24 protein-coding genes are annotated in these 26,739 nt (G+C 45.8%); 8 read left to right on the top strand and 16 right to left on the bottom strand.

The window, feature by feature from the left end; all coding sequences use genetic code 11:
- From AB4493_RS05015 to AB4493_RS05025, 3 genes are all read right to left on the bottom strand, one after another.
- On the bottom strand, positions 1 to 1,131 hold the full coding sequence (locus AB4493_RS05015) for a homogentisate 1,2-dioxygenase (protein WP_372154601.1): 1,131 nt from the start codon (positions 1,129 to 1,131) through the stop codon (positions 1 to 3).
- Positions 1,124 to 2,197 carry a 4-hydroxyphenylpyruvate dioxygenase gene (gene hppD / locus AB4493_RS05020; protein ID WP_372154602.1) on the bottom strand — a complete coding sequence of 358 codons (1,074 nt, stop codon included), beginning with the start codon at positions 2,195 to 2,197 and terminating at the stop codon, positions 1,124 to 1,126. Before hppD ends, AB4493_RS05015 begins: the two co-directional genes overlap by 8 nt.
- A gap of 437 nt (positions 2,198 to 2,634) precedes the next feature.
- Positions 2,635 to 4,683 (bottom strand): DUF3466 family protein, encoded by a 2,049-nt coding sequence (locus AB4493_RS05025; RefSeq protein ID WP_372154603.1) that lies wholly within the window; start codon positions 4,681 to 4,683, stop codon positions 2,635 to 2,637.
- A 301-nt stretch (positions 4,684 to 4,984) separates the two neighbouring features.
- On the opposite strand from AB4493_RS05025, the gene AB4493_RS05030 reads away from it, so the two are divergent.
- The 3 genes from AB4493_RS05030 (at position 4,985) to AB4493_RS05040 (ending at position 7,551) form a co-directional block, all read left to right on the top strand.
- The gene (locus AB4493_RS05030) at positions 4,985 to 5,230 is read left to right on the top strand and encodes a hypothetical protein (protein ID WP_010432281.1); all 246 of its coding nucleotides are present in this window, start codon (positions 4,985 to 4,987) and stop codon (positions 5,228 to 5,230) included.
- Between the two features lie 288 nt (positions 5,231 to 5,518).
- Complete coding sequence (locus tag AB4493_RS05035; protein WP_372133762.1) at positions 5,519 to 6,889, top strand: ATP-binding protein; 1,371 nt, start codon at positions 5,519 to 5,521, stop codon at positions 6,887 to 6,889.
- The gene (locus AB4493_RS05040; RefSeq protein WP_017094156.1) at positions 6,886 to 7,551 is read left to right on the top strand and encodes a response regulator; all 666 of its coding nucleotides are present in this window, start codon (positions 6,886 to 6,888) and stop codon (positions 7,549 to 7,551) included. Before AB4493_RS05035 ends, AB4493_RS05040 begins: the two co-directional genes overlap by 4 nt.
- Positions 7,552 to 7,626: 75 nt before the next feature.
- Here the strand turns inward: AB4493_RS05040 and AB4493_RS05045 are convergent, their stop codons facing one another.
- The 6 genes from AB4493_RS05045 to AB4493_RS05070 all read right to left on the bottom strand — a co-directional run bounded on the left by AB4493_RS05045 (position 7,627) and on the right by AB4493_RS05070 (position 13,067).
- Entirely contained in the window at positions 7,627 to 8,286 is a 660-nt protein-coding gene (locus tag AB4493_RS05045; protein ID WP_372154604.1) for an HAD family hydrolase, read from the bottom strand.
- Between the two features lies 1 nt (position 8,287).
- Complete coding sequence (locus AB4493_RS05050) at positions 8,288 to 9,307, bottom strand: ABC transporter ATP-binding protein (RefSeq protein ID WP_372154605.1); 1,020 nt, start codon at positions 9,305 to 9,307, stop codon at positions 8,288 to 8,290.
- The gene (locus AB4493_RS05055) at positions 9,307 to 10,092 is read right to left on the bottom strand and encodes an ABC transporter permease (protein ID WP_017070181.1); all 786 of its coding nucleotides are present in this window, start codon (positions 10,090 to 10,092) and stop codon (positions 9,307 to 9,309) included. The genes AB4493_RS05050 and AB4493_RS05055 overlap by 1 nt, the downstream gene beginning before the upstream one ends.
- Positions 10,092 to 10,985 (bottom strand): ABC transporter permease subunit, encoded by an 894-nt coding sequence (locus tag AB4493_RS05060; RefSeq protein ID WP_108099859.1) that lies wholly within the window; start codon positions 10,983 to 10,985, stop codon positions 10,092 to 10,094. The genes AB4493_RS05055 and AB4493_RS05060 overlap by 1 nt, the downstream gene beginning before the upstream one ends.
- Positions 10,982 to 11,902, bottom strand: coding sequence for an alkaline phosphatase family protein (locus tag AB4493_RS05065; protein ID WP_372154606.1), 921 nt, complete (start codon positions 11,900 to 11,902; stop codon positions 10,982 to 10,984). Before AB4493_RS05065 ends, AB4493_RS05060 begins: the two co-directional genes overlap by 4 nt.
- Before the next feature lie 61 nt (positions 11,903 to 11,963).
- Positions 11,964 to 13,067 carry an ABC transporter substrate-binding protein gene (locus tag AB4493_RS05070; protein WP_372154607.1) on the bottom strand — a complete coding sequence of 368 codons (1,104 nt, stop codon included), beginning with the start codon at positions 13,065 to 13,067 and terminating at the stop codon, positions 11,964 to 11,966.
- 211 nt (positions 13,068 to 13,278) lie between these two features.
- Here AB4493_RS05070 and AB4493_RS05075 point away from each other — a divergent pair, with 211 nt between their 5' ends.
- Entirely contained in the window at positions 13,279 to 14,007 is a 729-nt protein-coding gene (locus AB4493_RS05075) for a UTRA domain-containing protein (RefSeq protein ID WP_017061230.1), read from the top strand.
- A 135-nt stretch (positions 14,008 to 14,142) separates the two neighbouring features.
- Here the strand turns inward: AB4493_RS05075 and AB4493_RS05080 are convergent, their stop codons facing one another.
- From AB4493_RS05080 to AB4493_RS05095, 4 genes are all read right to left on the bottom strand, one after another.
- Entirely contained in the window at positions 14,143 to 14,997 is an 855-nt protein-coding gene (locus AB4493_RS05080; RefSeq protein ID WP_102428101.1) for an amino acid ABC transporter ATP-binding protein, read from the bottom strand.
- Positions 14,990 to 15,655, bottom strand: a complete 666-nt coding sequence (locus AB4493_RS05085; RefSeq protein ID WP_017061228.1) for an amino acid ABC transporter permease — start codon at positions 15,653 to 15,655, stop codon at positions 14,990 to 14,992. Before AB4493_RS05085 ends, AB4493_RS05080 begins: the two co-directional genes overlap by 8 nt.
- 137 nt (positions 15,656 to 15,792) lie before the next feature.
- Positions 15,793 to 16,431 (bottom strand): amino acid ABC transporter permease, encoded by a 639-nt coding sequence (locus AB4493_RS05090; protein ID WP_017061227.1) that lies wholly within the window; start codon positions 16,429 to 16,431, stop codon positions 15,793 to 15,795.
- A gap of 131 nt (positions 16,432 to 16,562) precedes the next feature.
- Complete coding sequence (locus tag AB4493_RS05095; RefSeq protein WP_017061226.1) at positions 16,563 to 17,429, bottom strand: transporter substrate-binding domain-containing protein; 867 nt, start codon at positions 17,427 to 17,429, stop codon at positions 16,563 to 16,565.
- Between the two features lie 239 nt (positions 17,430 to 17,668).
- Between AB4493_RS05095 and AB4493_RS05100 the strand changes: the two genes are divergently transcribed.
- A complete protein-coding gene (locus AB4493_RS05100; protein ID WP_372083241.1) occupies positions 17,669 to 19,183 on the top strand; it encodes a PLP-dependent aminotransferase family protein in 1,515 nt (504 codons plus the stop codon).
- A 167-nt stretch (positions 19,184 to 19,350) separates the two neighbouring features.
- Here the strand turns inward: AB4493_RS05100 and AB4493_RS05105 are convergent, their stop codons facing one another.
- Positions 19,351 to 20,667 carry an aspartate aminotransferase family protein gene (locus AB4493_RS05105; protein WP_017066353.1) on the bottom strand — a complete coding sequence of 439 codons (1,317 nt, stop codon included), beginning with the start codon at positions 20,665 to 20,667 and terminating at the stop codon, positions 19,351 to 19,353.
- Between the two features lie 362 nt (positions 20,668 to 21,029).
- On the opposite strand from AB4493_RS05105, the gene AB4493_RS05110 reads away from it, so the two are divergent.
- Both AB4493_RS05110 and AB4493_RS05115 read left to right on the top strand, forming a co-directional pair.
- Positions 21,030 to 21,725 carry a sulfite exporter TauE/SafE family protein gene (locus tag AB4493_RS05110; protein ID WP_372154623.1) on the top strand — a complete coding sequence of 232 codons (696 nt, stop codon included), beginning with the start codon at positions 21,030 to 21,032 and terminating at the stop codon, positions 21,723 to 21,725.
- 12 nt (positions 21,726 to 21,737) lie between these two features.
- Positions 21,738 to 22,490: an SDR family NAD(P)-dependent oxidoreductase gene (locus AB4493_RS05115; RefSeq protein ID WP_017061222.1), complete on the top strand. Its 753-nt coding sequence runs from the start codon at positions 21,738 to 21,740 to the stop codon at positions 22,488 to 22,490.
- 151 nt (positions 22,491 to 22,641) lie between these two features.
- On the opposite strand, the gene AB4493_RS05120 is transcribed toward AB4493_RS05115, so the two are convergent.
- Positions 22,642 to 25,074, bottom strand: coding sequence for a response regulator (locus tag AB4493_RS05120; RefSeq protein ID WP_372055648.1), 2,433 nt, complete (start codon positions 25,072 to 25,074; stop codon positions 22,642 to 22,644).
- An 88-nt stretch (positions 25,075 to 25,162) separates the two neighbouring features.
- On the opposite strand from AB4493_RS05120, the gene AB4493_RS05125 reads away from it, so the two are divergent.
- Positions 25,163 to 25,921: an ABC transporter substrate-binding protein gene (locus AB4493_RS05125; RefSeq protein WP_136974558.1), complete on the top strand. Its 759-nt coding sequence runs from the start codon at positions 25,163 to 25,165 to the stop codon at positions 25,919 to 25,921.
- Between the two features lie 174 nt (positions 25,922 to 26,095).
- Here the strand turns inward: AB4493_RS05125 and AB4493_RS05130 are convergent, their stop codons facing one another.
- Positions 26,096 to 26,656 carry an NADAR family protein gene (locus AB4493_RS05130; protein WP_372154608.1) on the bottom strand — a complete coding sequence of 187 codons (561 nt, stop codon included), beginning with the start codon at positions 26,654 to 26,656 and terminating at the stop codon, positions 26,096 to 26,098.
- Positions 26,657 to 26,739 lie beyond the last annotated feature (83 nt).

Genomic DNA, 26,739 nt, shown 5'->3' on the forward strand with positions numbered 1-26,739 from the left:
TTACTTCTCTTGCCAACTGTAGACATATTCTTTGTTTTCAACGCTATCGAGTTCCTCAGAGAACTGCAGCGCATGGCGAGTATCGATCATCACCGCCACTTCATCGGTAAACTTCTTCTTGTGCGCTTGCCCAGCCTTGAAGGCCTTTGGATGAGGCCCATGCGTAAACCCCGCCGGGTGAAAGGTCACCATGCCCGCTTCAATGTTGTCGCGGCTAAAAAAGTCACCAGCGTGATAGAACAGCACTTCATCGTAATCATCATTGTTGTGATAGAAAGGCACTTTCAATGCACCGGGGTCGCTCTCAATCGGGCGTGGTACAAAGGTGCACACCACAAAGCCTGCGCCAACAAAAGTGGTGTGTGCTGACGGTGGCAAGTGGTAACGATGTGACATCAGCGGTCTGATATCGCGCCAATTCACTTTCACCACCGCTAAGTCGCCATGCCAACCAATTGCATCCAATGGATTGAACGGATAGGTGATCACACTGACTTTGTCGTGGCGTTTCACCTGAACATGAGTCTGGTTTTCAGAATACTGAGCGCGGAATTGCTCATTGATAGAAGGTATGTCGAGCACCGCCGGATCAAACACCGCGTGATTACCGACCATGCCTTTCTCTGGCAGGGAGTAAGCCGCGTCTGTGTTCTCAATCATCAAGATGAACATCGGCTCACTTGGCTCTAAACGCCAGTTGGTTGAGCGCGGGATCATCACGTAATCCCCTTCACTCACGGCTAGATGACCATAGTCACAATAGAGATCGGCGCTACCTTGGTGAATGAACAGCAGCTCATCACCATCAGAATTACGCACCAAGAAATCCATCTTCTCGTCCATGCGCCACACTCGGATTTTGCAGTCAGCGTTGTGCAAAAGATGAGGCACCGCCCAAGGGGTTATCTGGCTGGCTTTTTCCACCAGCGTAAAATCAAAAGCGCGAGGGCGTAAATCACCTTCCCACTCCGACCAACCTGTTGGGGCATGTTGGTGATGAAAATGAGCGGCAGGGCCGAAGAATCCACTTCGGCCCGCCTCTCGCTCATAAATTGCCTCTTCGGGGAAGTCGGCATGCGCTTGTTTAGAGCACACCCCCTCCCGATGAGGAAACGAGATCCATTTATGCATCGTCTAATACTCCTCGACGAATCTGGTCCTCTTCAATCGATTCAAACAGCGCCTTGAAGTTACCTTCACCAAAGCCTTCATTGCCTTTACGCTGAATGATTTCAAAGAACACAGGCCCGATCACCGTCTGCGTGAAAATTTGCAGCAAGATGCCGTCTTTGGTCGGCGCGCCATCAATCAGAACACGTAGGTCTCGCAGCAGTTCGGTGTCTTCACCGTGGCCTTTCACACGATCGTCAACTTTCTCATAGTAGGTATCTGGGGTTGGCATAAAGTCCATGCCGCGATCACGCAGGGTTTTCACCGTTTTGTAGATGTCATCCGTAGCAAGCGCGATGTGTTGGATACCTTCGCCGTTGTATTCACGAATGAACTCTTCAATTTGTGATTTGTCATCTGAAGACTCATTGATTGGAATACGGATCTTGCCACATGGTGAGGTCATGGCACGGCTCACAAGGCCTGTCAGCTTACCTTCAATGTCGAAGTAGCGAATCTCACGAAAGTTACCGATACGCTCATAAAAACCAGACCACAGATCCATATTGCCTTGTTTCACGTTGTGCGTGAGGTGATCGATCTCATAAAGACCAACATCGGCTTTCGCCATGCGCTCTTCCGCGTCATCATAGAATCGGAAGTCAACGTCGTAGATGCTCTGCTTGCCGTAGCGATCCACAAAATAGAGCAGGCTTTCACCGATGCCGTAAATGGCAGGAATGCTCAGCTCCATTGGCCCGATTTCTGTCTTGTACTCTTCACCACCACCGCTAGACGCCTGCGTCATTGCCGCAGTTGCATCGTTAACACGAAAAGCCATGCCACACACCGATGGGCCGTGAACTTTAGCGAACGCTTCCGCTTGGCTGTGTGGCTGCTCATTGACGATAAAGTTGATGTCACCTTGTCGATACAGCCAAGCCTCTTTTGAACGGTGCTTAGCGATCTCGGCAAAACCAAGTGACACAAACAGCGCTTTAAGTTGCTCGATTCCCTTGTGGTCAACGGCCGTGTATTCAACAAACTCGAATCCATCCGTACCAAGCGGGTTGTATGTATCCACCATGAACTTTCTCCTTGTACCTATTGGTTTTGTATTACGTGTTTTTTGTCCTTAATTAAATTTGGCCCACAAGCGGAAAGATTGGAATGCATCGAAGGAAATGGGCAATAACGCTAAAAACCCGTCAAATTGTAAAATAATTGTTACACACAAACCCTCACAACAGGAAAGTGAGTGCTATCAAGGGATTGAAGAGTGGTGGTTTGATTTACAGCAAAGCAAGAGATGTTACTTAATTGTTACAATTGATTTTTTTGGCTAAAGCAGAAAGAGATAAGTGTATGTTGAACGTAAAAAGAGCATCACAAAACAGGTGATGCTCTTTTAAAAAGCTTCATATCCTAGCGGTATTCTTATGGGACGAAGTATCAAACCTAACCCATTACTTTAATGGTTGACGGTCAAATAGAGGTTGTTTCTCTCGTGAGCACATCATCAATTTAGGCAATCACAGAACGAGACTTTTTCAAGCGAACTGAAAGCACGGACATTAAACTGATAAGCACCAATAGCCCGGTACCGGCACCACTACGTTCAACATCTTCAGCGCTATCATCACTTCTTTCAGCAATGTCTTCACTTGTTGCTCCAGATATCGGGATAAGTTTTACAGCCACTACCCTCTCGTCACCTACTCCATCATTACAATAAGCAAAGTGTGCGGTTGAATCATAAGCCATAGAAGAGGAGCTACTTTCACTCGCAAAACATTGTATTGCCGTCCCTGAGATAACACCCGCGTCATTAATGTCGGTTGCGTCCAATATTCTAAAGTGGTTGTTGGCATCACTGTCGTCACCACCGTTAGTTAGGTCGTCTAACCACCAAGCTTGATCATTATATCTTGCACGTCTATCAGCATCGGTACCAATGTCGTTGTAAGGGAAAATGAAGCCGCGATGCCTCCTTTCATGGCCGTCTACTTCAGAGTGAGTTTCTGCGTCAACATAGCCAACAATTTCATTGTAATTATTGATCTCACTTGCTTTTCCTTCTGCACTATCAAAGAAAATGTCTTCACCTAAACTTGCGAAGAATGTAGCTGTTGGCGTTGTGTCATTCGCATCAGCGACAAACATACGATTGTCAGACACACGATCCGACGGATAATCACCATCTCGTTTTGCATAACCAATAACCATCATGTTTTCATTAATATCTGTTGCGACAGAATTACTGTGAATGTATGAATCACTCACTTCTACCGTCGCATTAGCGATAAATGTCGTCGTCCAAGCATTTTCCGAAACGCTGAAATTTGACGTACTGCTTGGCCTAAACACAGCAGCCTGCATAAGAAAGTTATCAGAATCATCTAGCTCCGTATTGTAACCGACTAAAACAGGATAAGAGCTATATGTCCCTCTAGATGAAATCGTTGCAGCCCTCACACTCGCCTGTGCTGAAGCTTCATCATCGTTGTAAGAGTAATAGGTCGAACTGGTTTCCCAATCAGATACTGAGAAACGGTTTCCATCATCATTGGGGCCATTCGCATCGGTTATATTCCAGACAAAAGCTCGATTAGCAAAAGCAAAGTTCTGACACTCTGGATATAAAGCAGGCTCAATATCTTCATCGATACAATTATCTAGATCCTCTGCATCACTGTCGGATGTGTACGGAGAGTCATAATCTTTGTATCCATCACTGTAATAAAAAGTCGCAACGGACGCGCTTCCGACCACATAGCTTTCCCCTCCATAACTGAAAGAGTCAAAAGCCATCGTTCTTCCCATTTGGGAGATTATATTCGCTTCGCCGTCAGCATCGCTGATCGTAATGCTGGTATCGGCTTCAGGTTGGAGAACCGTAAATTCAGTGCCTGTATCGTAGTAACCACGCTGCCTATACAACTGAATATATTGGTTGTTATAACTGTAGTAACCACTGCTGGTGTTACCAAGAACAAAACCATTCTCGTCAACTTTAGTGATGACCTTCTCCTCTGTTCCATCAACAAAGGAATAACTATAACTGCTCACATCAGGTGGGTTGCTGCCAACATCTGGGATCTCGCTTAGCGAAGAAGAATCATAAAAAGCCGTGGAATTGGTCTGATAGCTCAGCCCGTAATACGCATCACGCTCATTTTTCAAGCCTCCAATGCCCGCATCATCATCGCCATACCACAATAAAGAACTCCAAGCTTCACAAGTCGCGTAGCCAAGTTCGCTCGTGCAGTAGCTATAGATATCGTCATAATCCAAATAGTAGAACGTGTTATCGATACCAAAGGGGACCTCCTCTTTAAAGGAAAAACCTGGTTCTGCATTTTGAGCTTCCCCTGCGAATGCGTAATCGGTGTCACCACAACTGGTACTAAAGCAATCCGTTGTACCAAGCTCTGGTTCAACTGCAACCCCATACACCGATTCCGTTTCTACTGGTGATTCCTCCAAAACCACCCTATAAAGAGCAGCGTTACTATAAGAAGCAACCAACAACGTAGAAGAGACAACGACTGATTTTTTTACCATTGCCTTCATTCTACGGCTCCTAAAAAATAATCCATTTCAATACCAACGATAGCTTTCTGCCTTTATTGCTAAAGGCATTAAATTCATGAGTTCAATAATGGACTAGGATAAAAATAGAAAATGTGGAAACTATGTAGAAACAATGGAGGTTTAAACAACCTGACTTGATGGGCTGATGAACTGATGCCCTATTAAAGTTAAACGCTAACTTTCATCTCCTAGATTTATCCATTTTCTCTGCTAATTTGATCGCTAACCTATTTGCGTCAAAGAATTACACTTATATTTGGTTACGAATAGGAATTAAATTATGAAAAAAATCACGACAGCATTACTTTTACTGACATCGACATTCGCGCTTCAAGCGTGTGCTGAAAGCCGTGAAGGTCCAAGAGAAATGCCAAGTTTTGAAGAAATGGATGCAAACGGTGATGGCGAGTTACAATTAGAAGAGCTCAGAGGTCCACTCGCCGATGACTTTGACAAACTAGACGCAGATGGAAGCGGTGGTCTATCGGAAGAGGAAGTTCCGCCGCCACCACCAAGACGTCAATAATTGTTAGAGGGTTATCCAAAAATAGTGATAATTCAATGCGAGCTGATGGGGTATAGCACCCTGTCAGCTCGCTATTCGTTTCTAACAAAAAGATGCTTATACATGGCCTAAGATGAATAAAGAAATCAATGTCCATATTTCCCACACGATCGAGGGCTAATATTGGTTTATCTCATTTTATTGTCTTAACTCACTCTATCGTCTTAATTCACTTTAATTTCTGGAGAGAACGTGCGCATATCAATTTTCACCAAACTGTTTGTTTCAATACTAATGGTGTGCGTGACCATGCTCTTTGTACTGACCTATTTTATTAACTCCAGTTTTCAAAGAGGGCTCCAAGATTTCACAAATAATAATGAGATTGCCCTAGCTCAAGAACTCGCCAATAACTTAAAGCAATATTACTCACCTTCCGAAAAGTGGAGGCGGCTAGAACGTGAACCACATTTAATCGCCAGCAGCATTGGTGGCCCCTCACGACCACATGCTCGTGACAGACACCCATCGCCACCACCATTAAGAGAACCGGAAGCGCCAGATCTTCAACCTATTTGGCAACGACTCAACATTTTAGATCAAAACGGGCGAGCTATAATTGGACCTCCTGAAAACCTACATCACCTTGAAGATGGTCAGCATCAAGCACTAGTCGAAATAACACGGGATGATCAAGTGATTGGGTATATCTCCATCGTCCAGATGGATGAAATATCAGGGCCTTTGGCAGAAAGCTTTTTCAAACAACAAACGACGCATGTAAGCACTATCGCTTCGATTACCGTGTTGCTTTCATTCCTTATCGCTTTATTTCTTGTTAGGCGATTTTTGAAACCATTGCGTGCTTTGTCGAAAGGTGCCAAATCTATCGAAAATGGCGATCTCGATTTCTACATTGAAAAAAGCGGCAATGATGAATTGTCCGATCTCATCGGAATATTCAACGGTGTAGTCGAAACACTAAGAAAACAGAAAACACTTAGAGAACAGTGGTTATCGGATATTTCACATGAACTTAGAACGCCTATCACCGTGCTAAGAAGTGAACTAGAAGCGCTACAAGACGGTATCCGATCTCCTGAGCCAAAATACATCGACTCGTTACATCAACAAATCATCACGTTGGGTCAACTCGTTGAGGATCTTCACCAACTCTCCCTGTATGACATCGGATTTAACCTCAATGTTAAAAACAACGTTGATATACATAAACTGATTGATTCTGTGATCGTTCAAAACTCGATCCGTTTAGAACAAAAAAACATCACATTAACAAAGCACTATGACCATTCAGCCCCACTGTTTACCTCGTGTGATGAGAGATTACTGACACAACTGTTTGTGAATCTGTTGGAAAATAGCGCACGATACACTAGCGATAATGGGCATGTATCGATAGATGTTACCGACATTAGTGATAGTATTATTATCAACGTTGAAGACAGTGATCCAGGTGTACCTGATGCATCACTTCCGCGTTTGTTTGAGAGGCTTTACCGCGTTGATAAATCGCGCAGTCGCTCAAGTGGCGGTTCTGGGCTTGGCTTATCTATCTGTAAAAATATCGTTGAAGCGCACCAAGGACACATTACTGCCGACCACTCAGAATTGGGTGGACTACGAATCATCATAGCGTTACCAAAGGAAATAAAATCGTGATTTTAGTCGTCGAAGATGAGCCTGCATTAGCAAGTGTACTGTGTGAGTACTTAGAGCACTCTGGCCTTGAAAGTCATCATATTATCGATGGTAACCTTGTCATTGACTGGGTAAAGCAAGCATCGCCTAAACTCATTATTCTCGACCTCATGCTACCCAATCGAGACGGGTTGGATATTTATCGAGAGCTGAGAACGTTCAGTGACATCCCAGTGGTTATGGCGACAGCCAAGGTCGAAGAGATTGATCGACTCGTTGGGCTTGAACTGGGTGCAGATGATTATATATGTAAGCCGTACAGCCCGAGAGAAGTGGTTGTGAGGGTGAAAAATATTTTGCGCCGTTCCAACAAGCCCCAAGCCACGTCAACAACGAACGCCATTGATATTGATGAATTGAGTATGACCGCCGTCCTATGTGGTATTAAGCTAAGTTTAACGCCAGCTGAGTTTCGGCTTTTGCACCTTCTCTATCAAAATGTTGGCCGCATTTATAGTCGCGATCAATTGATTGATAAAATCTACGACGATAGAAGAGTGGTCAGTGATCGCACTATCGATAGCCATATTAAAAACTTACGCAAAAAAATGGTCTCGATAAATGAAAAATGTGACTACATTAAATCCATTTACGGGATAGGTTACAAACTAGAAATAGAATAATACGAATCAAAAAGCCGCTGTAGTCAGCGGCTTGATAAGTTCTAAAACGAAGCTAATTCGAATATAGGATTCACGTTAATCCCAGTTTAAAATCGACCAATTCGGTTGATCGGCCAGTGCTTTCAAACGCGGGCATGGATTCACTAGGTACGCAAAATCAGCGTGTTCACACAAAGGTAAGTCGTTGATTGAATCGGTATAAAAGTGGATGTCTGAGTAATTGGTTTCTTGCTTATCTAACCACTCTTTTAAGCGAGTCACTTTACCTTCTCGGTAACTTGGCACACCTAAGATTTCAGACGTAAAACGACCTTGGTTTTCAATCAAATCGATACCAAGTGCATTCTCGATGCCAATCTTACGCCCCACAGCTTCCACTAAGAAGGTCACGCTGGCAGAGATGATCAGCATATCGATGTCGTCATTTTCTAGCTGTTCAATCAAAGGTTTCGACTGCTTGAACTGTTTAGGCAAAATATGCTGCTCGACACACTCTTCCACCAAAGCGCTGACTTGCTCTGTTGGCATATCGGCTAAAGGCTGCATGGAAAACGTGAGGTAATCTTCCATGTTCAATTTGCCTTCCGAATACAAGCCCATTAAGCGCTTATCTTCTTCAATAAAGTTGGGCGCTGTGGCAATGCCCTTTTCAACCAAGAACTCATTCCAGAGCATCGCTGCATCGGCATTGATCAGCGTTTCGTCCATATCAAATACATACAAAGGTTTGAACATCTTAGGCTCTCACAGGTTGAATTTCGTTAAGGTTAAACAGGAGTTCAAGTTGGCTGCCGTTTGCCAACAGTCGTTCAGAGGAGCGGTTGAGTAGGTCGACCGTTAATTCACACTCATCAACGTCCACTTGGTAGCGAATCACGTTACCCAAGAGCTGGTGGTTACGAATGGTGCCCGTTTTCGGCGCGGAGATATGCTCGCCATATTGTCGACCTTGCTCTTTCACGTAGATAGATTCCGGTCGAATCGCCACTTTCCATTCCGTTTCAATGTTGAAAAGTTGCTTAGCTTGGTTTGCTTGCACCAAATTATAGTGCCCCATGAACCCAGCAACAAACTCATTAGCAGGTTGAGTGTAGATCTCTTCGGGTGTGCCGGCTTGTACGATCTCACCTTTATTCATCAAGAAGATGCGGTCAGACATGATCATCGCTTCTTCTTGATCGTGAGTCACGAAGATCGTGGTCAGGTTCATCTCTTTTTGAATATCTCGAATCTGTTGGCGAAGGTGTTTACGGATCTTCGCATCCAACGCCGAAAGTGGCTCATCGAGCAATAGAATACGCGGCTTGACCACCAAGGCTCTTGCCAAGGCAACACGCTGACGCTGACCTCCCGAAAGCTGATGCGGGTAGAATTTCTCTTTACCCGTTAAGTCCACCAGTCCAATCACTTTCGCCACTTCACGTTTAATCTCGTCAGCAGCAAGCTTTTTCATCTTGAGGCCAAACGCAATATTGCCTTCAACCGTCATGTTCGGGAACAGCGCATAAGATTGAAACACCATGCCGATGCCACGTTGTTGCGGCACTTGGTGAGTAATCTCTTCACCGTTGACCCAGATCTCGCCACCATCAACAGGATTCAGGCCAGCCAAGCTGCGCAGTAGAGTCGATTTACCACAGCCACTTGGGCCAAGCAGAGTAATGAATTCGCCCTTCTCGATGGAAAATTCAATATCTTCAAACACCGTGTTGTCACCAAAGCTCTTGGTGAGGTTTTTTGCATTTACATAGCTCATTATTTTGTTCCCTGGCTGAAACGACTTGCCAACCAAGTCAGTAAGAAAATAAACAGGAAGTACGTCATCACAAGGGCTGACGTGAAGTGGCCGCTGGTTTGACGCATGTTGTATAGGTAGATTTGCAGTGTCTCGTAACGTGTACCCACCAAGATATTGGCAAACACGAACTCGCCCAATAGGAACGAGAACGACAAGAACAGTGACGCCATTAAGCCTTTCTTAAGGTTTGGCAGAATAATCAACAAGAATGCTTTAGTAGTACTCGCGCCGAGCAGGTGTGCCGCGTCCATCAAGTCTTGCAGGTTGATCGCTTCAAAGCTGTTGGCAATCGCGCGGTACATGAATGGCAGCGCGATGGTGAAATAAGTACCAATCAAGATCCACGGTGTGCCAATCAGTGATATTTCGCTATCGGCATACAACTGAAGCAAGCCAACCGACGACACCACAGGTGGCACAGCAAATGGCAATAAGATCAGGATATTCATCACCTTGTCGAGCTTCGGAAAATAGTAAAACACCACGAAAATCGCAGGCAGAACCAACACCACACTCAATGACAGCGCCGCCACACAGATAAATAGCGAACGACCAAAGGCTTGTAAGAAGCGAGGATCGGTCAGCAGGTTGATATACCAATCTAACGTGAAGCCATCCGGCAGGATCGTCGCGCCCCATCGAGAAGAGATCGAGTAGATAAAGGTCGCTAAGATCGGGATCACCATGATGCCGACAATCGAATAGACAACCGTTTTATGAAAGCGAGTATTTACGGTATTCATTACTTTCTCTTCCCTGCGTAGCTTTTGCTGATCAGCCATTGGTTAATCACGGTGATGAAGGCCAGCATCGCCATCAGAATCACGGAAATTGCAGCGGCTAGGTTTGGTTCTAAGAACAAGTCGCCCGATACCAAGCTCGCGATACGAATCGTAATCACGTTGTAGTTGCCCGAGGTCAACGCATACACACTCGCATAGGCGCCAATCGCATTAGCAATCAAGATGATGAAGGTGCCGAACAAGGCAGGCGACAACACAGGCAGTGCTATTTTGGTCCAGTATTGCCAAGTTTTCGCGCCAAGCAGTGCCGAAGCGGCTTGCCAGTCGTCACTCAGAGCATCAAACGCTGGATACAGCAACAACACCGCCAATGGGATCTGGAAGTAGATGTAAATCGCCAGCAAGCCCCACTTGCCGTAAAGGTCGAAATCACCCAGCAATCCATACTGCTTGAGCAACAAGGTAATCGCACCGTTGGTCCCAAGGATGATGATGAAAGCGAAAGACAACGGAACGCCAGAAAAATTACTGCTCATGTTGGTGAAAGCAATCACCGCATCGCGGATTTTAGAATCAACGCGGCGCAGTGAAGAAACGAGCAGAGTCGCAATCGCTAAGCCAACAATGCTCGACCAAATCGACAACCATAAACTGTTGCCAAAAGCCTGCATCATAAAGGCAGAATCGAACACTTCAGCGTAGTTTTCGAGAGAGAGTTCGTCGTCATAGAAGAAGCTGTTGATCAGCACCCAAACCATAGGTGCCAGTTGGAAAAGATAGAAAAACAGCGCGAAAGGCGCAAGCCACAAAGCGGGCTTGAAGCGTTGAAACAAAGATTTGGTTTTGGGTTGAAGCGCAGAGCCATCGGTCTGCGTGATTACAGAACTGCTCATAAGGCCAACAATTCCTGAGTGTAAGATTTATCGTGTTCAAGGTTGAGTAACTGACAGACGCTGCCGCAGATATCGGTCTGTTTCACTGAACAGGCTTGGTGTGTGAACTTATCGCCAATCACAAAGAATGGCACTTCACGCTCTTCAGGCAGAATGCCACCGTGAGACAAGTCATTGTTCATGCCGTGGTCACTGGTGATGATCACTTGATAACCATCATCTACCCATTTCTCAAGGTAGTTCGATAGGTAGATATCCGCGCCACGTGCACTGTTGCGGTACTGGCGAGAATCTAGCCCATGCTTGTGTCCCATATCGTCAATGTTCATTGGGTGAATCAATAAGAAATCAGGTTGATGAGTGACGCGCAGATGCTCTGCATCCAAGAACAAGGCTTCGTCTGGGTAGTGGTCCCAGTGGTAGAAACAACCGTGTTGGATGTTCATGGTTTCATCGTTGGTGAAACGGTCACGTACTGCATCAAATGGCGCTCGGTTATATAACTCGCTCACCCAATGATATGCCGCTGCAGCCGTCACTTTGTTCTGCGACTTCGCCAAGCTAAATACCGACTCGTGATTCGATAAACGCACGATTTGATTGTTGACGATGCCACTCTCGACAGGGCGAACCCCAGTTAAAATGCACTCATACAGTGGACGGGACATAGATGGCAGCTCACACTGCACAGGGTAAAGCGTGGCGCGCAGCTTATTTTTTTGCGTGCTCTGCGAAGTGCTCTGTTTATTACGCAAATCGCCTTGGTTATTGTACGAATCGCCCTGTTTTGTCTGCAAATCGCCCTGTTTCTCATACATATCACTTTGCTCTAGAAGACCGTTCAGGTAGCCCATGCAATCACGGGCTACCTGATAGTTCAGTCCATCTAGAACAACAAGGATAACCTTATTGATCATGGTCTATTCTCTATTGCTTGTTTCTATAAGCCACCTATTGAAGGTGGCGTGTTAAGCGGGGTTATTGCTGGTGAATCAATACGCTTTCTTGCCATTGACGTGGCAGGCGGCGTGCTGATTTTTCCCATGCTGAGAAGTCAGTCACTGGGTGAACATTGCTGTATTCATCGTTTGAGATCAGCTTGTCTTGTACTGATTGAGGTAGCGTAATGTTGCTGCGGATTGGGCGTGCGTAACCTTCTGCTAGGTTGATTTGGCCTTGGTCGCTGAAGATGTATTCACGAGCCAACTTCGCCGCGTTCGGGTTTTGTGCGTATTTGTTAATGATGGTGGTGTAACCAGAGATCACTGAGCCATCTTGTGGAATGCTTACCGTAAAGCGCTCATGGTCGATCTTGTCGCGGTAGTTCAATGCGTTGAAGTCCCACATGATCGCGACTTCCACTTCGCCTTTTTCAAGGTTCGCAATGCTTGGATCTGTGTAAGATAGACGGCCTTGCTTCGCTAGTTCACCAAAGAATTTAATCGCTGGTTTTAGGTTCGACTCATCACCACCGTTAGCAAATGCAGCCGCTAGAATCGCGTTGTTTGCTTGTGCTGCTACGCCTACGTCACCAACAGTGACTTTGTAGTCGCCTTCTAGTAGGTCACTCCAAGATTTTGGGGCATCTTCAACAAGATTATTGTTTGAAATGAACGAGATAGTACCTGTGTAAGCCAGAGCCCAGTGACCATCTTTGTCTTTCGCCCAATCTGGAATGTCATCCCAAGTCGTTGGCTTGTATGGCTGCGTTACGTCTTTCTGCACAGCGACACGTGCAAAGGCGAAACCAACATCACCGATATCTGCAGTTGCGTTTCTTTTCTCTGCTTCAAATTTCGAGATCTCTTGAGCCGAGCTCATGTCTGTATCCTGATGCTTCAAACCGTAGTTTGCTTTCAGATCAGTCCATGTGCCTTTCCAGTTTGCCCAACTGTCTGGCATACCTACACTGTAAACCGCACCCTCTTTTTGAGCGGCTTCAATCAGTGACTCAAGATCAGCATCCTTCGCCATCGCTGGCATTGAAAGTGTTGCCGTTATTAGCGTTGCACCTATTAGCTTTGTAGATGAACCCATAAGTTTGGCTGGCGATACAGTTGAACGGCTAAGCAAAGTTTTCATTGTCTCTATCCCTCTGGACTAGGTCAGTAAGTTCGTTTTGTATGCTATCGCCAGAGTGTGACGCTTTCGCGCAACTTATTTGACAGTTAGGGTGCATTTTCGTGGCAGTTATATTTCACTCATATGACAGTAAGCCTTTGTTTACTGTCACATTCCTGTTAACTCCATGGTTTACCTTATTGAGCATACGAACTTATGGACTAGATCAGTAATGAGAACATTGGCTACAGCGCAATCAGGGACACAGCTAGGCAGAATTAAGGCGAGCATTAGAGAGCAGCTTCAATCAGGCATCTTCACCGAAGGGCAAAAACTGCCATCCGAAAGAGAGCTCAGCGAGCTGTTTTCAACCACACGAATTACGCTCAAAGATGCGTTGGTCTCATTAGAAACCGAAGGTTTGATATACCGAGAAGAGCGCCGAGGCTGGTATGTGTCACCCGAACGTGTTCGCTATAACCCATTATCACGTTCTCACTTTCATCAAATGATTCGTGAACAACACCGCATAGCAGAAACCAGACTGCTCAGCACCCGTACAGAGATGGCGACAGGCGATTACGCCAAAGCATTAGAGATAGAGCAGATAACGCCAATACACGTGATTGAGCGCTTGCGTTTTATTGATGGTAGAGCAGTGCTGTTTGTTGAAAATGTACTGAAAGCGCCCTTATTTGATGGTGTCTTGTCGGAAAACCTCACCATGTCACTAACAGGCATCTACCGAGAAAAATACGGCTACGAGACCCAACGCTCGCGTTTTGATGTAATTCCCACTTCAGCCCCAGCCTATGTCGCTAAGGCGCTAAATTTGGCTGAGGGTCAACCGGTGCTGAAGATCTGCCGTGTGAACTACAAGCAAGACGGTGAGCTAATGGACTGCGAGTTGGAGTACTGGCGACCGGACTCTGTGGTGATTCATATTGATAGTATTGGTTAGCGCCACATGGCCATTTGTATAGTTTTAGGCTTAAGTTTAGGTTTGGGAAGAAAAAACGAGCACAGACAAAAACTCCGACTGATTAGGTCGGAGTTTTTTAACGATCGAACCTTGAAGCTGTGCAAGCTATCTAACTCATGAATCAAGCTTGAGGAACTGTCTTACCCTTGATGAATCTGGGTTAGTGAAAAACTTCTCTGGGTTGGATTTTTCAATCAATATGCCTTTTTCAAGAAATACCACCTGATCCGATACCTGACGCGCAAACTCCATCTCATGTGTCACAACCACCATGGTGTAGCCCTCTTGCGACAGTTTCTTCATCACCAACAACACCTCTTCGACCAATTCAGGATCGAGTGCTGACGTTGGTTCATCAAACAGCAACACATCCGGCTCCATCGCGAGAGCTCTGGCAATAGCGACACGTTGCTTTTGCCCACCCGATAACATGCTTGGGTAGTTCTCTAGTTTGTGCGACATACCAACCTTATCGAGTTGCTTACGTGCCATCTCTTCGGCGTCTGATTTCGCTATCTTCTTAACGTGAACGAGCGCTTCCATAACGTTTTGCAACACGGTGAGATGCGGCCACAAGTTGAAGCTTTGGAAAACCATACCAAGGCGCTCTCGAAGTTTCGCCAACTCTTTGTATTTGAGTGGCTTACCCGTTTCAGAGTTGATACCAATACGCTCATCACCCATAAAAATCGTGCCGCGCTCTGGCTGCTCTAACCAGTTCATGCAACGTAATAGCGTCGATTTCCCCGAACCTGACGAGCCGAGAATACTCACCACATCGCCTTTGTTGATGTTGAGGTTGATGTCTCGCAGTACTTCGATGCCATCAAACTGTTTCGACAGGTTTTCAACCTTGATGATCGTCTCTCGTTCTTCCAATAGTGGCTCGCACTCAATCACTTCCAAATTCACGCCCAAAGAAGGGTTAATCGGTGCTTCCGTTTCAATAATCTCTGATTGTTTAAGCATGGCTAAGTCCTCTAAGTTCAACTTTGGTTTGGATTCGTTTGGTGATGGTTTCAAGTGCAATACTCACGGCCCAGTAGAGCGCGATAGCAATGATGAACGCATTCAATGGGATGAAGTACGTTGATTGAATGCTGTTGGCGGCCGCGGTAATTTCTGCGACGGTGATGATGCTAAGAAACGCAGTGTCTTTTAAGCAGATGATGAGTTGGTTCGTGATCAGTGGAACCGACTTAAACAACACATTTGGGGTAATAACTCGGGTAAATGTTTTGAATTTAGAGAAGCCATAAGCGTGCGCCGCTTCGATGTAACCTGGCTCTAATCCTTTACGAACACCTCGGAAAATCTCACAAAAATAGGTACCGTGATAGAGACTTAGCGCGATGATTCCCGCTGTAATCGCATCGAGTCGAATACCAACCTGCGGCAACCCGTAATAGAGCAGGTACGCTAAGATAAGAAACGGCAAGGTGCGCATCATGCCTATCAAACTATTGATGGTGTACTTCACACCAAGTTTTGAGTTTTCGAGGCAATACAACAAACCGATGCCAATGATGAAACTCAAGATTGAAGACGAAACAAAAAGATAAAATGTGGTCACAAACCCTGAAGCAAACAGCTCTTTTTGTTGCCAGATAATATTCCATTCTTCCATATTTACTCCTTAAACTTACCCGCTCAATAACGCATCACAAGCAGGTAAATGGTGTTTCTGACCAAGTAGCCATGACGGCTAAACTGTGGTTGTTGTTGATAGCTGTGACTGAGGTAGATTACTGATAGCCACACTTACTACTGCAGATAAGTAGCTCGGTTTTCAGCCACCGCTTGCAACTTCACCAACACGCCAATAATCAACATGTAAATGGCACCGGCACATAGAATCGGCCCAAGTGGTTCATAGGTAACCGCAGAGATTCGATTGGTGACACGAGTTAGGTCGACGATGCCGATCACCGCAATCGCTGGGCTGCCTTTGATTAAGAACGACATCTCATTGACTAGCGCTGGTAGGCTCATGATCACCATTTGCGGGAACATGATGCGGCGAAAATAAGTGATACGTCTCATACCAATGGCTTCTGCCGCTTCCATTTGTCCTTTTGAAAAGTTAAGAAAGGCATTGCGCCAAATCTCTGCATTGAATGCCGATGTATTGAGTGTGAGAGCTAAAATGGCAGAAACGTGTTTATCTAAATTGATGCCAAATGACGGAAAAGAAAGGAAAATAAACAGAGCCAACGTAACCAAAGGCGTTGCTCGTGCCCAACTAACATAAATGCCCAACATTTGATCCACAAACGGGATTTTCATCATTCTAACCAAGGCAATCATTAAGCCGATGACGACACCTAATACAATCGATACTGCCGATATCCATGCCGTTGCCCACGCGCCCTGTAGTAACTGTTCCCAAGCGTAATAATCCATAAACGACCTCTTTGATCAGCGACTTCTTTCGATAGATTGTGCGCCAAAGACTCATGGGTTAAACCGCTTTGAACCCATTGGCATGGACACAAACAGCCGCTAACTGTTTGTGTCGGCGCATGCTTATTCATCTATTGAACGGCTGTTAGCTTGTGATACTGCTCAACCGAAGTGATGGCTTCTGAAGGGAGTTGGTCGAACGACTCACCGAACCACTTCTTCTGCAACTCCGCCATTTTTCCTGTTTGCTCTAGGTGCAGGAAAAACTCCGTTAGGTATGCCAAAAGCTCAGGGTTCTCTTTAGGAACAGGCCAGCTCACGAAACCAGGACCAGACACCGCCTCGCCTTTTTTGAATACCTTTGACTTGGATTTCACTACCTCGTTAACTGAAACCACACTGTTGATCACATAGTCTATTCGGCCGATTGCCAAGTCGGAATACGCTTCTGGGTAGGATTGATACTGCACCACTTTACCCAAAGATTTGCCTTGTGCTTCGAGCATCACTTCGAGCTCTGGAAGCCTTTCTAGCAAAGCACTGCCCGCTTGTAAGCCCACTGTTTTTCCATCTAAATCGGCTACCGTATTAATATCTTCCGCGTCAGCTCTGGTTAAGAAGTAATGCTGCGCTGAAGCGATAGGTGGAGTGAAATCAAAGGCCTTCAAGCGAGCATCGGTAATGATCGCGCCAGTTAACGCCACATCATATTGACCCGCAGATACCGAAGCGAGTAGTCCTGTCCAAGGTAAGATCTCTTGTTCGATATCGAACTTCGAATATTCACGTAACTCATCAAGCAAATCTTTGTTAATCCCCGCAGGCTTACCGCGGTCGATATAGTTGAATGGAGAGTAGTTGTCTTCTGTCGCCACTTTCATGAAGCCTTGCTTTTCGATGGCTGCAAGCTCCGATGCTTGTGCGACTCCAAAACAACCCAGTACAACTGTCGCTGCCGCTGTTGAAACCCATGCCTTCATCGTCATTCCCTGTTTCATACGCTTTCCTTATCGAGATTATTTGCCTGCCTTTACTTTATGAACGGAATGCATCGGAGACGTAGAGCCAATTTAATTTTCAGGTTGGGACAGAACGATTTTCTAGTTTGGGACAACGTAATTTTCGGGGTTGAGAGAGAGCAAAACACACTCTTAAAACATCAATATGAACTCTGGCGCATTTCTTGCTCTTTTATACAAATTGGACTGAGGTTCACTGAGAATAAGGACTGTATCTCATGGCGATAAATCACAATTGTTTCATCGAGTTTGATTCCAAAAGAAGCCTGCAAGAACAAGTACGTAGCTATTTGGTGACGGCGATATTGAATGGTATTTTTCCGGCTGAACAAGCGCTTCCGTCTTGTCGTAAGCTGTCTAGCCAATTGGGTGTTTCACGCAATACTGTCTCCTTGGTGTACGACAGTTTGCTCGACGATGGCTACCTCATCAGTAAGCCTCGCAGTGGTTATTACCTTTCAGAAAAGTATGAAAACCCGAGTGATACTATCGACGCGAGTTTGGATCATTTTGAATCAGCCGACAGCGACAATGCACCGGATTGGAGCAAACGCGTTAAGCTGCAATTGGGCCAATACCCACGCATCGTCAAACCCTCGCATTGGAGTTGTTACCAATACCCATTTATTTTTGGCCAACCCTCTATCAATGACTTCCCATTAGCTCAATGGCGAGAAGCGACAAGAAAGGTCACCTCAGACCCACATGATCACCGCTGGCTTTGCGACAAGGTCGATAAAGACGTCGACATGCTGGTCGAACAGATACGCACAAGGGTGCTCCCACAGCGCGGTATTCATGCCCAAAGTGATGAGATCCTCATAACCTTAGGTTCGCAGAATGCGCTGTATTTGATTTCGACTTTGCTCATGAACCATCAGAGTCGAGTCGGAGTCGAGAACCCCGGCTACAAAGAAGCGAATCACATCTTCAATCTCTCTGGCGCGCAGTTACACCCGCATCAAGTGGATGAACAAGGATTGAGATTCAATGAGCACTCTTCACTGTGTGATCACTTCTATGTCACGCCTAGCCATCAAGCTCCAACCGGCGTCACCATGAGTGATGAGCGTCGAACTCAGTTACTTGAAATGGCCAAAGCCAATGACGCGGTAATTATCGAAGATGACTATGACGCCGAGTGCAACGTGGAGTGGAATCCTAAACCCGCGCTAAAAGCCAATGACAAGGAAGGGAGAGTCATCTACGTCAGCAGCTTCTCTAAGCTACTGGCACCCGGCTTGAGGTTAGGCTACATCGTGGCACCTGAAGAGTTAATCTACGACCTTAGAATACTGCGTCGCTTGATGTACCGACATGCGCCAAGCCGTGTTCAGATGGAAGTAGCGCACTTTATTGAACAAGGCTACTACGACAGCTTTGTGAGGCGCTTTAGAGAAAACACTCGCCAGCGCTGGAAGCTGATCAACGATGCTGTCTTGAAGTACTTACCTGACTGCAAGCGACTGGCTCAAAGCGAGCAGGCCAACTCTCTGTGGCTACAAACGCCCAGCCACATCAATAGCCAGCGTTTAGCTTCACGAGCCGCCCAAAAGGGCATATTGATTGAGACAGGCTATTCACACTTTATGACGAATACCGAAACGGAATCGGGTTGTGAAGCATTGTCAGAATATGACCCCAATTCCTATTTTCGATTGGGCTTTCACGCCATCGACAAAGATCTGATCGCACCCGGTATCAAAGAGCTGTCTGAGGCGATGAAGATCTAGCATCACTTATGAGCGGTTTGAGCAAAGTGATTTAGTGAATAAACGTAAAAAGAGCATCAATCGATGCTCTTTTGTCGTTTCTGAAGGTTAGGTTTGGCACGTTGAAAAGAACGGGGAATTCTTTGTCAAAGTGCCTTGGTTGCTGTGCTGGCTATCTTATTGGAGACTTAAGAAGCGAGTTCAAACAACACTTCATCAATGATCTTAACGCCTTTCTTTATATCGCTTGGCTGAATAACCAAAGGTGGCGCAACGTGAATGCGGTTATTCACAATGAAGGTCAACAGGCCTCGCTTGGTCAATTGCGCTTTCAATTGCCCCATTTTTTCATTGCTTAAAGGTGTTTTACTTTCACGATCTTCCACCAGCTCAACCGCCCAGAACATCCCTTTACCGCGCACATCACCAATCATAGGGTGCAACTCTTGAAGGCTCAGTAGGAGCGGCCCTAGAACGCTGTTACCGACGTTATCAGCATGTGTGACAATGCCCTCTTGCTCCATCACATCGAGCGTTGCAACGATAGAAGCCATCGCCAAAGGGTGACCAGAGTACGTTAAGCCGCCCATAAAGAAGTTTGACTTAAAGTGCTCAACGATCGGTTCGCTGACCACCACGCCACCAGCCGGCACATAACCCGAGTTCACCCCTTTCGCGAAAGTAATCAGATCTGGCACGACATTAAAGTGCTCAAACGCAAACCACTTACCCGTGCGACCAAAGCCGACCATGACTTCATCGAATATCAACTGAATGCCATGTTTGGTTGCCAGCTCACGCACGCCGATAAGGTAATCTTTGGGCGGAATGAGAAAACCAGCCGTTCCCGGAATCGTCTCTAGGATAATCGCCGCAATCGCCGTTGGTCCTTCGCATTCAATCACTCGCTCTAAATGCTGCAGGGCACGCTCACTCTCTTCTGCCTCAGTCGCCGCGTTGAATTCGCTTCGATAGAGAAATGGATTGAAGAAGTGAACGTGCCCACGGCTATACTCGTTTGGAATTCGACGAAAATCCCCCGTCGCAGCAATAGCAGTACCTGTATTGCCATGGTAAGAACGGTAAGCAGATAGCACCTTGTCGCGCCCTGTGAATTGTCGCGCCATGCGAATCGCATTTTCGTTGGCATCTGCCCCTGCATTGGTAAAGAACACCTTCTTAAACGAGCTTGGCGCTTTCGACAAGATACGCTTAGCCGCCAAACCACGAGTGAGGTTGGCGGTCGCAGGGGCAACGGTCACTAATGAATCAGCCTGATCTTTAATCGCTTTGATAACTTGTGGATGCTGATGACCAATGTTGGTGTTAACCAGTTGGCTACTAAAATCAAGGTATTCTTTACCTTCGTAGTCCCACATTTTGCATCCTTGCCCACCCGCAATGGCGATAGGCTCCGCTGCTTCTTGAATCGACCAAGAATGAAATACGCTCTTGTCGAGGTCGATAATATCTTGGTTCACAAGCTGTTCTGTTGATACTTCCATTTCATCGTCTCCATTAACAACACTAGATTCACAGCCGCTCGTGCTTGGCTCGTCTTCGAGAATGAAAGACACAAAACACGACATTGAAAAGGCTGCGCTATCGGATGGAATAATCTTCATCCCAAACAGGGCGGAGGTCATAGTGTCAGTTTCAACAAAACATTGGGCCAGTACATCAGCCCAAGTCTCATCCCCGATCCAACAAACAGCCTGACCCAATCCAATCGTCGATCTGGCTCTATTCAAAACTCTTAGGTGTGAATAGATTGAAAGGCAGACGAGACAGGTCTCATCGAACGCTAATTAACGCAGCAGCAATATCAAAAGCAAAGAGGTGAGCAAGAGTGGAATTAGGATTAGCGATGACATTGATTCTGTTTGCAGGAGTAGTTCGAGGCTATTCAGGATTTGGGTTTGCGATTATCGTAGCGCTTTCCCTCAGCTTTATTGTTCCACCATTGCAAGCGGTAACCATCGCTATCTTGTTGGACTTTTTAAGTGCCTTTCCTCTGCTCAAGCGAAGTAAAACCACCATCAATATCCGGCTTATTGCGCCGCTGTGTATTGGCATGTTGGTTGCGGTGCCTTTCTCGCTGTATTTCATTAGCACGATATCGGAATCAGGCTTGAAGGCCTTTATCGCGATGATGTCTTTGGTCGCTAGCACGCTGATTATTTTGGACTTACGCCTCACTTGGTTGCACCAACGACACGCGTTTTGGGCGGGAGCCATTTCGGGGTTTAGCATGACCACCGCTTCTTCAGGAGGTCCGCCATTAGTGACGTATTTGATGAACCTGACCATTAAAACCAGTGAACAGAGAGCCACCGCGATTGTGTTTTTTCTGCTGAGTTCAGCGATTTCACTGATCGGCTTCATATGGATTGGCGCATTTAACCAAGAATCGTTCATCACAGGTTTATGGCTATTACCGGCAGCTTTGATTGGCAATGTACTGGGGCAAAAACTGTATCTATCAGCACCGAACTTGTCTGCAAAAACAACGACCGCGCCGATTTTGATCGGCATGGCACTACTTATGTTAATTTCAAATTAGAAGGATGTATTTATGGATAAGATAGCGTTCATTACAGGGGCAACCTCTGGTTTCGGCAAAGCGGCAGCAAAACGTTTCGCAGAAGATAACTGGTCGTTAGTGCTGTCTGGTCGTCGAATCGAAAGGCTACTCGACCTAAAGGAAGAATTAACGGTGCCTGTGCATGTAATTCAACTCGACGTTCGAGACGCAGACGCCGTAAAACAAGCCATTGATTCATTACCCGCTGAATTTTCATCGATTACCGCATTGGTCAATAATGCTGGGTTAGCTTTGGCACCAGAAGGCGCGCCTGATGTGGACTTGAAAGACTGGCACACTATGATCGATACCAATGTCACAGGCTTGGTTAATGTTACTCATGCGCTGTTGCCTACGTTAATTAAAAAAGGCGCAGGAAGCTCAATCATCAATGTTGGGTCAATCGCCGGACAGTGGCCTTACCCAGGAAGCCATGTGTATGGTGCCAGCAAAGCGTTCGTAAAGCAGTTCAGTTACAACCTACGTTGTGACTTACAAGGCACAGGGGTACGAGTGACTGACCTCTCCCCTGGTATTGCAGAAACGGAATTTACTCTTGTAAGAACTAAAGGTAACCAGACGGCTTCAGACAACCTTTACCAAGGCACTACACCGTTGTCAGCAGAGGATATTGCCGAGCAGATGTTTTATATCGCAACCTTGCCAGATCACATCAACATTAACCGAGTCGAAGTGATGCCGACACGTCAAGCATGGTCTGCGTTCGCAATCGATAGAGATTAAGTTCAAACCGACACATACAAAAAAGGTGGTCTTTTCAGGCCACCTTTATCATTTCTTTCACACGATACTTCAAATATAACCAACGGCATAAAAGACTATGTCTAATTCGCCTCATTACTCTTTTAATGAAAGTAAGATTAGAGATACTCAACTAAACAATTTGCTGCTCATGTTCTTTGTTTGATTCCGTCTCTTTCGACAAGAAACTCGCTACGATCTCTCTCAGTTTGCCTTGGTTAACCGGTTTAGGTAAAAACTCATCCATGCCTACATCGAAGCACAAATGCTTGTCTCGCTGCACGACGTTGGCCGTCAGCGCAATGATTGGAATATGCTTTGCAGCCCCTTCTTCGAGCGCTCGGATCTGCTTGGTCGCTTCGAAGCCATCGAGAACCGGCATCTGACAATCCATAAAAATCATCTCGTATTCGTTGGCTTTGAATTTCTCGACACCAATTTCACCGTTGTCGGCAATATCAACCTCAAAGCCAAGCTTCTTGAGCATCATCTTGGCGACTTGTTGGTTTACTCGCGAGTCTTCAACAACTAAAACTGTACCACTAAATTCTCCGGCAACTGCGACAGGTTTTGACTCTGCTTGAATTGGAGCTTGTTTATCGGCTGGTGTGGCGTTTACAGAGACAATGGGAGCATCTTTAACAACCGCTGCAGGTTTACTTAACGGCACAGGTTCATTGTCTTTAAACGCAACCTCTCCTCTGTTCGGATAGGTAAAGACTGAAGTATCAGCCGCTCTCGCGAGTACCTCACTGATGGTCCATTTAAGCTGATTATCTTGGTAAGGACGCGCAATGTAGGCAACAAAACCGACTTGTTTAGCACGAGCTTCATCTTGCTTTCTAGGGTCAGCAGAGATCATCACTAACTTGGGACACTCGCTACCAAAGCGTTCAACTAAGCTTCTCGCCAGTTGAAAGCCATCAACGGACGGCATTACTTTGTCTATCAGAACGAGATCATAAGGTGATGACTTAGCCACAGACTCTGAAACCAACTCTAACGCTTGGTTTGCCGTTTCACAGCACTCAGACTTAACGCCAAAGGATTGAAGCTGTGTAGACGTTATACGCATGTTCAGCTGGCTATCATCCACAAGCAGAACCGAAACCTTATTGAAATCGATATTGCTTTCATCGGCTTCTAAACACGGGTCAAAGTCAGCCGTAAAATAGAAGGTACTGCCTTTACCTTCAACACTGGTGAGTTCAAGCTTGCTGCCCATCAATGTCACTATCTTCTCGCATATTGTTAGACCAAGCCCTGTGCCTCCATAAATACGTGTGGTACTGCCGTCGGCTTGTTGAAACTTATCGAACACCGATTTCTGTTTGTCTTCTGCAATACCGATACCGCTGTCGACAACCTCGAACCTCACTCTGAGTTTTTGCTCAGGCTCAACCACCTCTTCCAAACGAAGCGAGAGCGTGACGTGGCCATGCTCGGTAAATTTAATCGCGTTGCCTACTAAGTTATTTAGGACTTGTCTTAGTTGAGTACCGTCGCCAATCACCATGGTTGGGATCTTAGGGTCGATCGCTAATTGGAATCGAAGCCCTTTCTGTTCGGCTTTCACTCGAAAGGTTGATTCAACGTCGGCCGCAATGCCCATCATTTTCATCGGCTCTTGCTGAAGCTCTAGTCGCCCCGCTTCGATCTTCGAGTAATCGAGAATGTCGTTGATTAAGTCGAGCAACGTAAGCGAAGAGGTGTTGAGCATGTTGATGTACTCTTTTTGCTCTTTCGGCATATCCATTTCAGAGAGCAAAGACGACAACCCGATAATCCCATTCATTGGTGTACGGATTTCGTGACTCATATTGGCAAGGAATTCACTTTTATTACGGTTGGCCACCTCAGCAACATCTTTAGCTTTTTCCAGCTCTTGATATTGTTGACGAATACGTTCTACCGATCGGTTATAGCTACTCTCTAGAGTCGATATCTCATCTTTGTAAGTAGAGTGAGTTGGCGTTATAAAGCGCGGTTTGTTGTCTTCGACCTGTTGTTGGTTGATTTGGGAAGACATAGTCATCAAACGTTTTACGACAAGACGATAGACGATGGTTAAACATACGAGAGACAACAAGAAGATTTTAACGGCTTCGAAGGCGAGCAACAATAACACTCGTTCTTCAAAGTCATCTAGGATCATGCTCAAGTCTGATTGCACCGTGAGCGTCGCCAACGGGAAGTCTGTGCCGCCCATCTGGTGCACCATTTCCCAAGACTGAGAATAAGATTGGCCTTCGGTCTTTTGACCTAACTCTAGAATTTTTTCATCGGGACTTTCGATAAGAAGGTAACTGACCGAAGGGAGGCGAGAGATGCCTTCGGCTTGCACAAACAATTGCTCTCGATCTTCAACCCACAAACTTGCCGTTAAACCAGAAAGGTAGCCAGCCTTGACCTGCTCGATCTGAGAGCTGATAAAAGAAACTCGACTTTGGTACTCTACATACAACCCGAGACCTGTCACTATAACTGTGAATAAGGTACTGATCGCTATTATCATCCCGATCAACTGTCGGGAGAGTCCAACGTAGCGTTTTCCTTTTGTCACCATACACAAATTACCATTATTGTTATCCTAGCAAACTACAATTACTCAACTAGTATAATAGTAGTCATTCATCAAATAACTAGGGAAGGTTATGAAAAAACATCTTATCGTTGCATCCATAGTCAGTTTGTTTTCAAGCAGTTATGCTTCTGCAAGCGAACCTCTTCACTACTACATTATTGCGAGCCAAGCGCAACCTTTTCAAATCGAAACTGACGGGTCATCTCACAGAGGAATTGTTTCAGATATTGTGGAAGCCGTGTTTGATGACAGCCAATATGAGATCAACTACCACACCTACCCTTTTAATCGAATGATCGACAAGCTCGATGCGAGAGAGAATCCAAACTGGGTTACCTATGGCAGCCCTAGTTGGGGGAATATTCAATCTGCGAACCTATCTGAAGACCCGATTTACAATGTAAAACACGTATTACTCAGCAGCGGTAAAAAGCCATTTGAGTTCAATACAATCGATGATCTCGATGGGAAAGCCGTGGTATTGCTGAAAGGATTTGAGTATCCGAACTTGGAACCTTATATCCAACAGGGCAAGCTCAACGAGATTCGAGTAAAAGATTACACTGCTGCGTTTCGTGTCCTGAACCGAGCACCTGGCGACACCGTGTTTGTGGAAATGGAATCACGAATCAAATACAACCTAAACGAGCAAAAACTGAGTATTGATGATTACCAGATGCATGAGTTTGGTTCTGTCATCAATAACTACCCTATCCATTTGGCGTTTGACCCTGAGATGGATCCTAAGCTGCAAAGCTTCATCAACCAACGCCTAGACCAAATGAAAGACGATGGACAGCTTGACGACATCGTACAGAGTTACTTATAGCACCAGCGTAACGTAGAACTTATCAACGCATAGCTTAGTCACGTACGTTAACTCTCGTTGATGCCTGACTCTCTAAAACCGAAAAGGCCGCCCTGCTTCATACTAGATAGCAGGGCGGCCTTTTAAATGCGTCTAAGGAGTAATGATAAGCATGCCGCTATCTGAATCGACGAATCAGTGCGAAGCAATTAAATGCAGTTGCTGAGTGCGAAGCTGGTGACGCACTGCCATCAGAATCTTACCCAAATGGTTCTCGCCGGTTCCATCGCCGCCATCGCCCCAGAAGTGGTCTTTGTGCGAATGTTCTTTGATCACCGAATCTCCGGTATTGGTAAGAAACAGCGCAAACTGTGGATTCTGTCTGAACTTCTCGGTGACGATGAACTGCATCACTTCAACACGAATGTCATACCAATCTTCGCGAACTTGGTCTTCGTAGTCACGACTTAAAGAGAACGCTTCAGCAGGTGTACTGGCTTCCAAAATGGTATTACGTAGCGCTTCGGAGGCAAACTTCATCGCTTGATAATAATGTTCGCTGGTTGCCCAAACTTGATCACCTACCTTGATAGGACAAGCGGCAAAATTTGACAGGTATCCGTTCGGATCTTCGGGTTCGTAAAACAGCACTTCTTTAGCTTGAGCCACAGAATTAGACATACCCTTCTCCTTACCAACGACATCGCATATTTTTGCTTTAACTTTAAAATTAGTGGCGTTGAATATGACTGTCAAACAACTTAGTTCAAGAGTATGCCATGTGCGTGTTTTTCATCTGAAAAGCGTAATATCACAAGGGATAGGATAAACGGAACAGT

The organism is Vibrio sp. 10N.222.55.A1, assembly GCF_041473835.1.
Classification (GTDB): Bacteria; Pseudomonadota; Gammaproteobacteria; order Enterobacterales; family Vibrionaceae; genus Vibrio; species Vibrio crassostreae_C.

Excerpts from the sequence above, each read along its gene's own strand:
- AB4493_RS05015 (WP_372154601.1), bottom strand. The coding sequence starts at position 1,131 with ATGCATAAATGGATCTCGTTTCCTCATCGGGAGGGGGTGTGCTCTAAA.
- hppD (WP_372154602.1), bottom strand. The coding sequence starts at position 2,197 with ATGGTGGATACATACAACCCGCTTGGTACGGATGGATTCGAGTTTGTT.
- AB4493_RS05025 (WP_372154603.1), bottom strand. The coding sequence starts at position 4,683 with ATGAAGGCAATGGTAAAAAAATCAGTCGTTGTCTCTTCTACGTTGTTG.
- AB4493_RS05030 (WP_010432281.1), top strand. The coding sequence starts at position 4,985 with ATGAAAAAAATCACGACAGCATTACTTTTACTGACATCGACATTCGCG.
- AB4493_RS05035 (WP_372133762.1), top strand. The coding sequence starts at position 5,519 with ATGCTCTTTGTACTGACCTATTTTATTAACTCCAGTTTTCAAAGAGGG.
- AB4493_RS05045 (WP_372154604.1), bottom strand. The coding sequence starts at position 8,286 with ATGTTCAAACCTTTGTATGTATTTGATATGGACGAAACGCTGATCAAT.
- AB4493_RS05050 (WP_372154605.1), bottom strand. The coding sequence starts at position 9,307 with ATGAGCTATGTAAATGCAAAAAACCTCACCAAGAGCTTTGGTGACAAC.
- AB4493_RS05055 (WP_017070181.1), bottom strand. The coding sequence starts at position 10,092 with ATGAATACCGTAAATACTCGCTTTCATAAAACGGTTGTCTATTCGATT.
- AB4493_RS05060 (WP_108099859.1), bottom strand. The coding sequence starts at position 10,985 with ATGAGCAGTTCTGTAATCACGCAGACCGATGGCTCTGCGCTTCAACCC.
- AB4493_RS05065 (WP_372154606.1), bottom strand. The coding sequence starts at position 11,902 with ATGATCAATAAGGTTATCCTTGTTGTTCTAGATGGACTGAACTATCAG.
- AB4493_RS05070 (WP_372154607.1), bottom strand. The coding sequence starts at position 13,067 with ATGAAAACTTTGCTTAGCCGTTCAACTGTATCGCCAGCCAAACTTATG.
- AB4493_RS05075 (WP_017061230.1), top strand. The coding sequence starts at position 13,279 with ATGAGAACATTGGCTACAGCGCAATCAGGGACACAGCTAGGCAGAATT.
- AB4493_RS05080 (WP_102428101.1), bottom strand. The coding sequence starts at position 14,997 with ATGCTTAAACAATCAGAGATTATTGAAACGGAAGCACCGATTAACCCT.
- AB4493_RS05085 (WP_017061228.1), bottom strand. The coding sequence starts at position 15,655 with ATGGAAGAATGGAATATTATCTGGCAACAAAAAGAGCTGTTTGCTTCA.
- AB4493_RS05090 (WP_017061227.1), bottom strand. The coding sequence starts at position 16,431 with ATGGATTATTACGCTTGGGAACAGTTACTACAGGGCGCGTGGGCAACG.
- AB4493_RS05095 (WP_017061226.1), bottom strand. The coding sequence starts at position 17,429 with ATGAAACAGGGAATGACGATGAAGGCATGGGTTTCAACAGCGGCAGCG.
- AB4493_RS05100 (WP_372083241.1), top strand. The coding sequence starts at position 17,669 with ATGGCGATAAATCACAATTGTTTCATCGAGTTTGATTCCAAAAGAAGC.
- AB4493_RS05105 (WP_017066353.1), bottom strand. The coding sequence starts at position 20,667 with ATGGAAGTATCAACAGAACAGCTTGTGAACCAAGATATTATCGACCTC.
- AB4493_RS05110 (WP_372154623.1), top strand. The coding sequence starts at position 21,030 with ATGACATTGATTCTGTTTGCAGGAGTAGTTCGAGGCTATTCAGGATTT.
- AB4493_RS05115 (WP_017061222.1), top strand. The coding sequence starts at position 21,738 with ATGGATAAGATAGCGTTCATTACAGGGGCAACCTCTGGTTTCGGCAAA.
- AB4493_RS05120 (WP_372055648.1), bottom strand. The coding sequence starts at position 25,074 with ATGGTGACAAAAGGAAAACGCTACGTTGGACTCTCCCGACAGTTGATC.
- AB4493_RS05125 (WP_136974558.1), top strand. The coding sequence starts at position 25,163 with ATGAAAAAACATCTTATCGTTGCATCCATAGTCAGTTTGTTTTCAAGC.